The organism is Streptomyces sp. Root431, assembly GCF_001426585.1.
GTDB classification, from domain to species: Bacteria; Actinomycetota; Actinomycetes; order Streptomycetales; family Streptomycetaceae; genus Streptomyces; species Streptomyces stackebrandtii.
In genome coordinates, this window is sequence record NZ_LMEI01000001.1 from 862,360 (window position 1) to 874,319 (window position 11,960).

The following is an 11,960-nucleotide window of genomic DNA, read 5'->3' on the forward strand; positions in this document are numbered from 1 at the left end:
CGTGCACTCCGGCCCCGCCCCGCGTGCCCCTCTCGGGAGTCAGCGCCCACGTGTCCCGTCCTCCCGCTCCGCGTTCCCGGTTCCCCCGGCGGTCGCCGCCTTCGTCCCACAGCCGTCGGTGTCCGTCGCCGCTCGCGGCACCACCCGGGCTCCGCTGCCGGGCAGCGCCGTCGGGTCGACGGTCGCCCGCGACGGCACGGGCAGTCTCGGCGGTACGGGGAGCGAAGGCCGGTCCCCGACGGGCTGCGCCGGAACCGCCACGCGGCGCGCGCTCTCCTGTACGAGTCCGGCGGCCGCCTGCTCACGGTTGCGCCGCGAGTCCTCGGGCTCCAGCGGGATCGGGGAGCCCCGCAGCGGCTCGTCCGCGGTCCTCGGCAGGGTGAGCCGGAACTGCGAACCGCCGCCGGGCTCGCCCCAGGCCTGCAGCCAGCCGCCGTGCAGCCGAGCGTCCTCCACGGCGATCGACAGGCCGAGGCCCGTACCGCCGGTGGTGCGCGCGCGGGCGGGGTCGGCGCGCCAGAAGCGGTTGAACACCCGGGTCGACTCTCCCGGCTTGAGTCCGACGCCGTAGTCGCGGACGGCGATGGCGACGGCCCCGCCGGCGGCGGCGAGCTTCACCACGACGTCCCGGCCTTCGCCGTGCTCGACGGCGTTGACGACGAGGTTGCGCAGCACCCGCTCGACGCGGCGGGCGTCCGCCTCGGCCACCACGGGCTGCTCGTCGCCGAGGACGACGATCCGGGTGCCCTTGCGCTCGGCGAGGGGTTCCGCGCCGCCGATGACCCGGCGCACGACCTGGCGCAGATCAATCGGCTCGGCCTCCAGGGCCGCCGCTCCGGCGTCGAAGCGGCTGATCTCCAGGAGGTCGGAGAGAAGCGATTCGAAACGGTCGAGCTGGTCGCCGAGGAGCTCGGCGGCGCGCCCGGTGACGGGGTCGAAGTCGACACGGGCCTCGTGGATGACGTCGGCGGCCATCCGGACCGTGGTCAGCGGGGTGCGCAGCTCGTGCGAGACGTCGGAGACGAAGCGGCGCTGCATCCGCGACAGCTCCTCCAGCTGCTGGATCTTGAGCTGGAGGCTCTGGGCCATCTTGTTGAAGGCCTCGCCCAATCGCGCGATGTCGTCCTCGCCGGTGACCTTCATCCGCTCCTGGAGACGGCCGGCCGAGAGCCGCTCGGCGATCCCTGCGGCCATCCGGACGGGCGTGACGACCTGCCGGACCATGAACCAGGCGATGGCGCCGAGCAGCACGACGACGAACAGCCCGGCCGTCGCCAGCGTGCCCTTGACCAGGGTGAGGGAGTCCTCCTCCTGCGTGAGCGGGAAGAGGTAGTACAGCTCGTACGGGGTGCCGTCGGCGTCGTTCAGCCGCTTGCCGATCACCAGCCCGGCCTCGGACGGCTTGTCGCTGGTGTAGTGGATCCGGGTCGACTTCTGGAAGGTGCTCGTGCCCTGCGCGACGGAAAGCCGCAGGTCGGCAGGGATGCTCGTGGTGGGGTCGACCTCGCCCGAGGCACGGGCACCACGGCTCGCGGTGTCACCGCTGTCGAGGGAGAGCGCGACCACGTTGAACGCGCTCTGGCCACCACTGGCGAGCTGCTCGACCAGGGTGGAGCGCCAGTTCACGGACGCGCCGGTCCGCCCGCCGTCCTGCTGGCCGGGCGCCGACGGTGTGGTCGCCGCCCGGTCCTGCGCGGCGGAGAACCCACCGGCAGCCTGGCTCTGGGCAGCCCTCTCCTTGGCGTCGAGGAGCCCGTTACGGACCTGCCCGATGACGACGAGGCCGAGCAACAGCACGACACCGAGGGACATCAGCAGAGTGCCCGCCACGACCCTCAGCTGGATGTTCCGCCGCCACAGCCGCACAGCGGGCAGCAACGGTCGGCGGACCCAGCGAGCGAGGAGCCGGAACACGGGTCCACCCGGTGCTCCGTCGTTGAGGAGCCGTCCGCCCAGCAGACGGCCGAAGCGCGGGCCCCCCCGCCCCGGTCCGGCAGCCCGCCCCGTACGGCTTCCCGGGTCCCCGGGCTTCGGAGCAGTACTGCCTGTCGTCATATCAGCTCGGTCCCGCCTTGTAACCGACACCACGGACGGTCACCACGATCTCCGGGCGCTCGGGGTCCTTCTCGACCTTCGAGCGCAGCCGCTGGACATGCACGTTCACCAGCCGTGTGTCGGCCGCGTGCCGGTAACCCCAGACCTGCTCCAGCAGGACCTCACGGGTGAAGACCTGCCACGGCTTGCGCGCCAGCGCGACGAGCAGGTCGAACTCGAGCGGAGTCAGGGCGATGGACTGCCCCTCCCGCTTCACGGAGTGCCCGGCCACGTCGATGACCAGGTCACCGATGGTGAGCTGCTCCGGAGCCGGCTCCTCGGACCGCCGCAGCCGCGCCCGGATACGGGCGACGAGCTCCTTCGGCTTGAACGGCTTGACGATGTAGTCGTCGGCCCCGGATTCCAGGCCCACCACCACATCGACGGTGTCGCTCTTCGCGGTCAGCATGACGATCGGCACACCCGACTCGGCCCTGATGAGTCGGCACACCTCGATGCCGTCCCTCCCGGGCAGCATCAGGTCCAGCAGCACCAGGTCAGGCTTGGCCTCCCTGAATGCGGCAAGCGCCTTGTCGCCGTCCGCGACGAACGACGGATCGAACCCTTCACCCCGCAGCACGATGCCGAGCATCTCGGCCAGTGCGGTGTCGTCGTCGACGACAAGAACGCGTCCCTTCATATCGACATCATCCCATTAGCCAATCGTTACCTGCCGTGACCTGTCCCACAGCGTCTCCCCCAGCCCGGGCCGCGACCTCGTGGATCGCGCTCCCCTCGGCCCGCCGTCGCACGGATCGCGCGTCCTGGTCGGGTATTCGCACAGTGTGCCGCCTACCGGCCGGACAATGAAGGTCCGGACAAAGGTACGAACGGCAAGGCCGCTCCCGCCCACGGATGGGCCCCGCGTGGCACGATGGCACCCGGCCCGCCGCCTGTGAGGTGTCGGCCGCCGTGACCGAGCCGGTTCGCCGATCCGGCACCGCGACCATTTCCCCGAGGTGGACGAACCGTGAACGACACTCCGGGCTGGACCTCGCCCGGATCCGCCCCCTCCGACGGCCAGGACGGTTCCGGGATCCCCCGGCCCACCACCCCCGCCGACGCGAACGGTTCCGCCCCTCAGTGGTCCAAGGACCAGCCGCCCGCCGGCCGGTGGACCCCGCCCACGGCCCCCACGCCGCCCCCGCCGGCCCCCGGCCGGAACTGGGGAGCCCCGCCCCCCAACGCCCACTGGGGCAGGCCGCCGGCCGCGAAGCCGGGCGTGATCCCGCTGCGCCCGCTGGGCATGGGCGAGATCCTCGACGGCTCGGCGAAGACCCTGCGCACCTACTGGCGCACCGTGCTGTCGTTCTCGGTCACGGTCGCGGTGATCTCCCAGATCGCCAACATCCTGGCGCAGCGGTACCTCGTCCCCGTGACACCCGCGCTGAGCCCCGACGCGACACCCGCCGAGCAGCTCGACTACTCGGTCCAGTCGGCCCAGGACTCCCTCGTCGGCCTCGCCCCCGCCCTGCTCGTCACGCTGGTGGCCTCCCTGGTCAGCACCGCGCTGCTCACCGTCGTCATCAGCCGCGCCGTCGTGGGCCGCCCGGTCTCGCTCGGCGAAGCCTGGCGCGAGGCCCGCCCTCGCCTGTTGCAGCTCTTCGGCCTGACCTTCCTCCTGGTCGCACTGAGCGTGGGCATCGTCACCGTCGGACTGCTCCCCGGATTCCTGATCGGCGGCGCCCCTGGCGCGGCCCTCACCATGCTCGGCGGGCTCGCCGCCATGGTGGCCAGCGTCTGGCTGATCATCCGTTTCAGCCTCGCCTCCCCCGCCCTGATGCTGGAGCGCCAGGGCGTCACGAAGTCGCTGAAGCGTTCGGCCAAGCTGGTGCAGGGCTCGTGGTGGCGGATCTTCGGCATCACGGTGCTCACGCAGCTGCTGATCTTCGTCTTCGCCATGATCGTCTCGATCCCCTTCCTCATCGTCGGCATCGCGGTCGACGGCGAGGGCCTCTCCGGCCTGCTCACCGGCTCCACCACCGCCTTCGGCTGGCCCTTCCTGATCGTGACGGGCATCGGCGGCGTGCTCAGCAGCGCGGTCACCTACCCGATCTCGGGCGGTGTCACGGTCCTGCTCTACGTGGACCAGCGCATCCGCCGCGAAGCCCTGGACCTCGATCTGGCCCGGGCCGCCGGCCTCCCCGGCTACGGCCCCACTCCGGGCGACGAGACCGTCGGCGGCTGATGCCGTGACGGTCCCGGGGGGAACGACCGCTCCACTCAGGCTCCTGCGCGCCGACGGCGACGTACCGGTGGACATCTCCCGCATCCCCGCCCGCGAGGCGGCGGAGCGGGAGCTGTCCAAGCCGATGTACCACGAGAACGACCCGAACCTCCTCCAGCGCGGCCTCGACCGCTTCTGGGAGTGGGTCGACGACCTCTTCGGCGCGGCCTCCGGAGCCACCCCGGGCGGCGTCGTGGGCATCGTCGCCGTCATCCTGGTCGTCCTCGCCCTCGTCGCCGCCCTGTGGTGGCGACTCGGCACCCCCCACCGGTCCCCCGGCACGGCCGGCGACTCCCTCTTCGCCGACGGCCCCCGCACCGCCGACGAGCACCGCGCGGCCGCCGCCCGCCACGCCACCGCCGGCGACTGGAACCAGGCGGTCCAGGAACGGATGCGGGCCATCGTCCGCTCCCTCGAAGAACGCGTCCTGCTCGAACCCCGCCCCGGCCGCACCGCCGACGAGGCCGCCGCCGAGGCCGGCCGCTCGCTCCCCGCCCACGCTGACGACCTGCGGCTCGCGGCCCGCACCTTCGACGACGTGACATACGGCGGCCGCACCGCCGACGAGCCCGCGTACCGCCGCATCGAGGAGCTGGACACCGCCCTGGAGCGGACCCGGCCCACCCTCGACACCGCTTCCCCGGGAGCGCTCTCATGAGCCGACCGGCCGCCGAGTCCACCTCGACCGCCCTGTCCGCCCGTCAGATCTGGACCCGAGCCCGCGGCGCCGCCCTCGTCCTCGCCCTGATCCTCATCGGCGGCATCGCCCTCGCGACGGTCCGCTCCACCGAGACCCACGGCGCCCTCGACCCCCGATCCGCCGACCCCACCGGCAGCCGCGCCGTCGCCGAACTCCTGAGGGACCTCGGCGTCACGATCACCACCGTCACCACGCTCGCCGAAGCCCGAGCCGCCACGGACGCCCGAGCCACCCTCCTGGTCACCACGCCCGACCTGCTGACGGAGGCTCAACAAGCCGCCTTGCGCGAGACGATGACGGACTCCGGCGCTCGCACCGTCCTCCTCGGCGCGGGCCCCGCTTCCCTCTCCACCCTGGCCCCGGACGTCACCGCCGCCACCGACACCCCGGTGTCGAACCGCGCCCCCGCCTGCTCCCTGCCCGCCGCCACCCGCGCCGGCAGCGTCGAGCTCGGCGGCGAGCGCTACGCCATCACCCCCGGCACCGAGGCCGACGCCTGCTACCCCGCCGACGGCCGTCCGACCCTGGTCCGCCTCCCCGGCACCGGCACCGCCGACACCGTCCTCCTCGGCTCGCCCGACATCCTCTACAACAACCGTCTCGACCAGCAGGGCAACGCCTCGCTCGCCCTCCAACTCCTCGGCTCCCGGCCCCATCTCGTCTGGTACCTCCCCTCCCTCGCCGACACCTCGGCCACCGCCGACGCACCCACCGGCGACACCACGGACAACTTCCTCGCGCTCATCCCCTCCGGCTGGCTGTGGGGCACGCTCCAACTCGCCGTCGCCGCCCTGCTCGCCGCGATCTGGCGCGGCCGCCGCCTCGGCCCCCTCGTGACCGAACGTCTCCCCGTCGCCATCCGCGCCTCCGAGACCACCGAGGGCCGCGCCCGCCTCTACCGCAAGGCGAACGCCCGCGACCGCGCCGCCACCGTCCTCCGCACGGCGACCCGCACCCGCATCGCCCCCCTCCTCGGCGTCCCCCTCCAGGACGCCCACTCCCCCGACCGCCTCCTCCCCGCGCTCTCCGCCCGTCTCCCCGAGACCACCGCGGACCCCAGGACCCTCCTCTTCGGCCCGACCCCCGCCGACAACGCCACCCTCATCCGCCTGGCGGACCAACTCGACGCCCTCGAAAGAGAGGTACGCACCTCATGAGCGCCCCGACCCCCGAGACCGCTACGGACTCGGACAGCGCCCGCGCCTCCCTGGAGGCCCTGCGCACCGAGATCGCGAAGGCGGTGGTCGGCCAGGACCCCGCCGTCACCGGACTCGTCGTCGCCCTGCTCTGCCGGGGACACGTCCTCCTCGAAGGCGTCCCCGGAGTCGCCAAGACCCTGCTGGTCCGCTCGCTCGCCGCCGCTCTCGAACTCGACACCAAGCGCGTCCAGTTCACCCCCGACCTCATGCCGAGCGACGTCACCGGCTCTCTCGTCTACGACACCCGGACCGCAGAGTTCTCCTTCCAGCCTGGCCCGGTCTTCACCAACCTGCTGCTCGCCGACGAGATCAACCGCACGCCCCCGAAGACCCAGTCCTCGCTCCTGGAGGCCATGGAGGAGCGTCAGGTCACCGTCGACGGCACCCCGCGCGCCCTCCCCGAGCCCTTCCTGGTCGCCGCGACCCAGAACCCCGTCGAATACGAGGGGACCTACCCCCTCCCCGAGGCCCAACTGGACCGCTTCCTGCTGAAGCTGACGGTTCCTCTGCCCTCACGCACCGACGAGATCCAGGTCCTCACCCGTCACGCCGAGGGCTTCGACCCCCGTGACCTGAAGGCCGCCGGCGTCCGCCCGGTCGCGGGTCCCGCCGAACTCGAAGCCGCCCGGTCCGCCGTCGCCAAGGTCGCGGTCTCCCCCGAGATCGCCGGCTATGTCGTCGATATCTGTCGTGCCACGCGTGAATCCCCCTCGCTCACGCTCGGGGTCTCCCCCCGAGGCGCCACCGCCCTGCTCTCCACCGCCCGCGCCTGGGCCTGGCTCACCGGCCGGGACTACGTCACCCCGGACGACGTGAAGGCCCTCGCACTCCCCACCCTGCGTCATCGCATCCACCTGCGGCCCGAGGCCGAGATGGAGGGAGTCACCGGTGACTCCGTCATCAACTCGATCCTCGCCCACGTCCCCGTCCCCCGCTGAGAAGAGCGCCCCATGGCCCTCACCGGACGAACAGCTCTGATCGCCGCCCTCGGATCGCTCCCCGTCGGCATCCTCGCCCCCAGCTGGACGGGGATGCTCGCGGTGAACGCGCCCCTCTCACTAGCAATTCTGTGCGACTACGCGATGGCCGCGCCAGTACGAACGCTCCAATTCACCCGAAGTGGTGACACATCCGTTCGACTCGGTGACGCGGCAAAGGTCCAGCTCACGGTCACCAACCCGTCCGGCCGCCGCCTCCGCGCCCAGCTCCGCGACGCCTGGCCGCCGAGCAGCTGGCTTCCCGACACCGGACAGAGCGCGTCCCGCCAGGCGCTCACGGTCCCCGCCGGCGAACGCCGCCGCCTCGTCACCAGCCTGCGCCCCACCCGTCGGGGCGACCGCCAAGCCGAGCGGATCACCGTCCGCTCCTACGGTCCCCTCGGCCTCGCCGCCCGACAGGGCAACCACGAGGTCCCCTGGACGGTCCGCGTCCTGCCGCCCTTCACCAGCCGCAAGCACCTGCCGTCCCGCCTGGCCCGCCTCCGCGAACTGGACGGCCGCACCAGCGTGCTGACCCGCGGCGAGGGCACCGAGTTCGACAGCCTCCGCGAGTACGTCCCCGGCGACGACACCCGCTCGATCGACTGGCGTGCCACCGCCCGCCAGACCGCGGTCGCCGTACGCACCTGGCGCCCGGAGCGCGACCGCCACATCCTCATCGTCCTCGACACCGGCCGGACCTCGGCCGGCCGCGTCGGCGACGTCCCCCGGCTGGACGCCGCCATGGACGCCGCACTCCTCCTCACCGCGCTCGCCTCGCGCGCCGGCGACCGCGTGGACCTCGTGGCCTACGACCGCCGCCTCCGCGCCCAGGTCCAGGGCCGCCCCGCGAGCGACGTCCTGCCGGCCGTCGTCAACGCCCTTGCCCCGCTCGAACCGGAGCTGGTGGAGACGGACGCCCGCGGCCTCGCCGCCACAGCCCTGTCCCGCGCCCCCCGCCGCTCACTGATCGTCCTCCTGACGGCACTCGACGCGGCCCCGATCGAAGAGGGCCTCCTCCCCGTCCTGCCGCAGCTCACGCAGCGCCACACGGTCCTGCTGGCCTCTGTCGCCGACCCGCAGATCGCCGCCATGGCAGGCACCCGCGGCTCGATCGAAGGCGTCTACGAAGCCGCCGCAGCCACCCAGACGCAATCCCAGCGCGCCCGTACCGCGGACCAGCTCCGCCGCCACGGCGTCACGGTCGTCGACGCTTCCCCCGACACCCTGGCCCCCGCCCTGGCCGACGCCTACCTCGCCCTGAAAGCAGCCGGCCGCCTCTGACCCGCGTATCCCTCCCCCGGCCCACCACCGAAAGGAATACCGGCCGGAACGCAGAAAAGCCCCGCACCATAAGGTGCGGGGCTTTCCCACAATGATTGTTCGGCGGCGTCCTACTCTCCCACAGGGTCCCCCCTGCAGTACCATCGGCGCTGAAAGGCTTAGCTTCCGGGTTCGGAATGTAACCGGGCGTTTCCCTAACGCTATGACCACCGAAACTCTATGAAGATATGAACCGCCGCACCACCCAAAGGGGGGCGTGTTCGTTACTTCAGAACTAACACAGTGGACGCGAGCAACTGAGGACAAGCCCTCGGCCTATTAGTACCGGTCAGCTCCACCCATTACTGGGCTTCCACATCCGGCCTATCAACCCAGTGGTCTACTGGGAGCCTTACCCTCTCAAGGAGGTGGGAATACTCATCTTGAAGCAGGCTTCCCGCTTAGATGCTTTCAGCGGTTATCCCTCCCGAACGTAGCCAACCAGCCATGCCCTTGGCAGGACAACTGGCACACCAGAGGTTCGTCCGTCCCGGTCCTCTCGTACTAGGGACAGCCCTTCTCAATATTCCTACGCGCACAGCGGATAGAGACCGAACTGTCTCACGACGTTCTAAACCCAGCTCGCGTACCGCTTTAATGGGCGAACAGCCCAACCCTTGGGACCGACTCCAGCCCCAGGATGCGACGAGCCGACATCGAGGTGCCAAACCATCCCGTCGATATGGACTCTTGGGGAAGATCAGCCTGTTATCCCCGGGGTACCTTTTATCCGTTGAGCGACGGCGCTTCCACAAGCCACCGCCGGATCACTAGTCCCGACTTTCGTCCCTGCTCGACCCGTCGGTCTCACAGTCAAGCTCCCTTGTGCACTTACACTCAACACCTGATTGCCAACCAGGCTGAGGGAACCTTTGGGCGCCTCCGTTACCCTTTGGGAGGCAACCGCCCCAGTTAAACTACCCATCAGACACTGTCCCTGATCCGGATCACGGACCGAGGTTAGACATCCAGCACGACCAGAGTGGTATTTCAACGGCGACTCCACCATGACTGGCGTCACGGCTTCAAAGTCTCCCACCTATCCTACACAAGCCGAACCGAACACCAATATCAAACTGTAGTAAAGGTCCCGGGGTCTTTTCGTCCTGCTGCGCGAAACGAGCATCTTTACTCGTAGTGCAATTTCACCGGGCCTATGGTTGAGACAGTCGAGAAGTCGTTACGCCATTCGTGCAGGTCGGAACTTACCCGACAAGGAATTTCGCTACCTTAGGATGGTTATAGTTACCACCGCCGTTTACTGGCGCTTAAGTTCTCAGCTTCGCCACACCGAAATGTGACTAACCGGTCCCCTTAACGTTCCAGCACCGGGCAGGCGTCAGTCCGTATACATCGCCTTACGGCTTCGCACGGACCTGTGTTTTTAGTAAACAGTCGCTTCTCGCTGGTCTCTGCGGCCACCCCCAGCTCAGAGTGCAAGACTCATCACCAGTGATGGCCCCCCTTCTCCCGAAGTTACGGGGGCATTTTGCCGAGTTCCTTAACCATAGTTCACCCGAACGCCTCGGTATTCTCTACCTGACTACCTGAGTCGGTTTAGGGTACGGGCCGCCATGAAACTCGCTAGAGGCTTTTCTCGACAGCATAGGATCATCCACTTCACCACAATCGGCTCGGCATCAGGTCTCAGGCTTAATGTGTGACGGATTTGCCTATCACACGCCCTACACCCTTACCCCGGGACTACCACCGCCCGGGCTGGACTACCTTCCTGCGTCACCCCATCGCTTACCTACTACCACCTTGGGTCGACGGCTCCACCACTTTCCTTTCCCCGAAGGGTCCGGAACGGCTTCACGGCCTTAGCATTAATGGGCTCGATATTGGGCGTTTCAAAGCGGGTACCGGAATATCAACCGGTTGTCCATCGACTACGCCTGTCGGCCTCGCCTTAGGTCCCGACTTACCCTGGGCAGATCAGCTTGACCCAGGAACCCTTAGTCAATCGGCGCACACGTTTCTCACGTGTGTATCGCTACTCATGCCTGCATTCTCACTCGTGAACCGTCCACAACTAGCTTCCGCTGCTGCTTCACCCGGCACACGACGCTCCCCTACCCATCACAGCGGGCGTTGGCCCTATTGCTGCAATGACACGACTTCGGCGGTACGCTTGAGCCCCGCTACATTGTCGGCGCGGAATCACTTGACCAGTGAGCTATTACGCACTCTTTCAAGGGTGGCTGCTTCTAAGCCAACCTCCTGGTTGTCTCTGCGACTCCACATCCTTTCCCACTTAGCGTACGCTTAGGGGCCTTAGTCGATGCTCTGGGCTGTTTCCCTCTCGACCATGGAGCTTATCCCCCACAGTCTCACTGCCGTGCTCTCACTTACCGGCATTCGGAGTTTGGCTAAGGTCAGTAACCCGGTAGGGCCCATCGCCTATCCAGTGCTCTACCTCCGGCAAGAAACACACGACGCTGCACCTAAATGCATTTCGGGGAGAACCAGCTATCACGGAGTTTGATTGGCCTTTCACCCCTAACCACAGGTCATCCCCCAGGTTTTCAACCCTGGTGGGTTCGGTCCTCCACGAAGTCTTACCTCCGCTTCAACCTGCCCATGGCTAGATCACTCCGCTTCGGGTCTTGAGCGCGCTACTAAATCGCCCTATTCGGACTCGCTTTCGCTACGGCTTCCCCACACGGGTTAACCTCGCAACACACCGCAAACTCGCAGGCTCATTCTTCAAAAGGCACGCAGTCACGACCCATTGGGTAAACCCAATGAGCGACGCTCCCACGGCTTGTAGGCACACGGTTTCAGGTACTATTTCACTCCGCTCCCGCGGTACTTTTCACCATTCCCTCACGGTACTATCCGCTATCGGTCACCAGGGAATATTTAGGCTTAGCGGGTGGTCCCGCCAGATTCACACGGGATTTCTCGGGCCCCGTGCTACTTGGGTGTCTCTCAAACGAGCCGCATGAATTTCAGCTACGGGGGTCTTACCCTCTACGCCGGACCTTTCGCATGTCCTTCGCCTATCCATACGGTTTCTGACTCGTCTCACAGCCGGCAGACTGTAAAAGAGAGATCCCACAACCCCGYATGCGCAACCCCTGCCGGGTATCACACGCATACGGTTTGGCCTCATCCGGTTTCGCTCGCCACTACTCCCGGAATCACGGTTGTTTTCTCTTCCTGAGGGTACTGAGATGTTTCACTTCCCCTCGTTCCCTCCACATGCCCTATGTGTTCAGGCATGGGTGACAGCCCATGACGACTGCCGGGTTTCCCCATTCGGAAACCCCCGGATCAAAGCCTGGTTGACGGCTCCCCGGGGACTATCGTGGCCTCCCACGTCCTTCATCGGTTCCTGGTGCCAAGGCATCCACCGTGCGCCCTTAAAAACTTGGCCACAGATGCTCGCGTCCACTGTGTAGTTCTCAAACAACGACCAGCCACCCATCACCCTG

The 11,960-nt window shown here is 68.2% G+C and carries 7 protein-coding genes and 2 rRNA genes; 5 read left to right on the forward strand and 4 right to left on the reverse strand.

Features of this window, described 5'->3' with window-relative positions; translation table 11 throughout:
• Positions 1-39: 39 nt before the first annotated feature.
• Entirely contained in the window at positions 40-2,055 is a 2,016-nt protein-coding gene (mtrB, locus tag ASC82_RS03775) for an MtrAB system histidine kinase MtrB (RefSeq protein ID WP_199862452.1), read from the reverse strand.
• A 1-nt stretch (position 2,056) separates the two neighbouring features.
• The gene (gene mtrA / locus ASC82_RS03780; protein WP_024758631.1) at positions 2,057-2,734 is read right to left on the reverse strand and encodes a two-component system response regulator MtrA; all 678 of its coding nucleotides are present in this window, start codon (positions 2,732-2,734) and stop codon (positions 2,057-2,059) included.
• Between the two features lie 330 nt (positions 2,735-3,064).
• Here mtrA and ASC82_RS03785 point away from each other — a divergent pair, with 330 nt between their 5' ends.
• From ASC82_RS03785 to ASC82_RS03805, 5 genes are read left to right on the forward strand one after another with little or no spacing between them, the layout of a single operon-like run.
• On the forward strand, positions 3,065-4,282 hold the full coding sequence (locus ASC82_RS03785; RefSeq protein WP_056641298.1) for a glycerophosphoryl diester phosphodiesterase membrane domain-containing protein: 1,218 nt from the start codon (positions 3,065-3,067) through the stop codon (positions 4,280-4,282).
• Between the two features lie 4 nt (positions 4,283-4,286).
• On the forward strand, positions 4,287-4,979 hold the full coding sequence (locus ASC82_RS03790) for a DUF4129 domain-containing protein (RefSeq protein WP_056641302.1): 693 nt from the start codon (positions 4,287-4,289) through the stop codon (positions 4,977-4,979).
• Complete coding sequence (locus tag ASC82_RS03795; protein ID WP_056641305.1) at positions 4,976-6,178, forward strand: DUF4350 domain-containing protein; 1,203 nt, start codon at positions 4,976-4,978, stop codon at positions 6,176-6,178. Before ASC82_RS03790 ends, ASC82_RS03795 begins: the two co-directional genes overlap by 4 nt.
• Positions 6,175-7,158 (forward strand): MoxR family ATPase, encoded by a 984-nt coding sequence (locus ASC82_RS03800; protein WP_056641307.1) that lies wholly within the window; start codon positions 6,175-6,177, stop codon positions 7,156-7,158. The genes ASC82_RS03795 and ASC82_RS03800 overlap by 4 nt, the downstream gene beginning before the upstream one ends.
• A gap of 12 nt (positions 7,159-7,170) precedes the next feature.
• Positions 7,171-8,481 carry a DUF58 domain-containing protein gene (locus ASC82_RS03805; RefSeq protein WP_056641310.1) on the forward strand — a complete coding sequence of 437 codons (1,311 nt, stop codon included), beginning with the start codon at positions 7,171-7,173 and terminating at the stop codon, positions 8,479-8,481.
• Positions 8,482-8,578: 97 nt separating this feature from the next.
• Here the strand turns inward: ASC82_RS03805 and rrf are convergent.
• Both rrf and ASC82_RS03815 read right to left on the reverse strand, forming a co-directional pair.
• A 5S ribosomal RNA gene (gene rrf / locus ASC82_RS03810) occupies positions 8,579-8,695 on the reverse strand.
• Between the two features lie 84 nt (positions 8,696-8,779).
• Positions 8,780-11,902, reverse strand: a 23S ribosomal RNA gene (locus ASC82_RS03815).
• Positions 11,903-11,960: the final 58 nt, after the last annotated feature.

Excerpts from the sequence above, each read along its gene's own strand:
- mtrB (WP_199862452.1), bottom strand. The coding sequence starts at position 2,055 with ATGACGACAGGCAGTACTGCTCCGAAGCCCGGGGACCCGGGAAGCCGT.
- ASC82_RS03800 (WP_056641307.1), top strand. The coding sequence starts at position 6,175 with ATGAGCGCCCCGACCCCCGAGACCGCTACGGACTCGGACAGCGCCCGC.
- ASC82_RS03805 (WP_056641310.1), top strand. The coding sequence starts at position 7,171 with ATGGCCCTCACCGGACGAACAGCTCTGATCGCCGCCCTCGGATCGCTC.
- ASC82_RS03795 (WP_056641305.1), top strand. The coding sequence starts at position 4,976 with ATGAGCCGACCGGCCGCCGAGTCCACCTCGACCGCCCTGTCCGCCCGT.
- mtrA (WP_024758631.1), bottom strand. The coding sequence starts at position 2,734 with ATGAAGGGACGCGTTCTTGTCGTCGACGACGACACCGCACTGGCCGAG.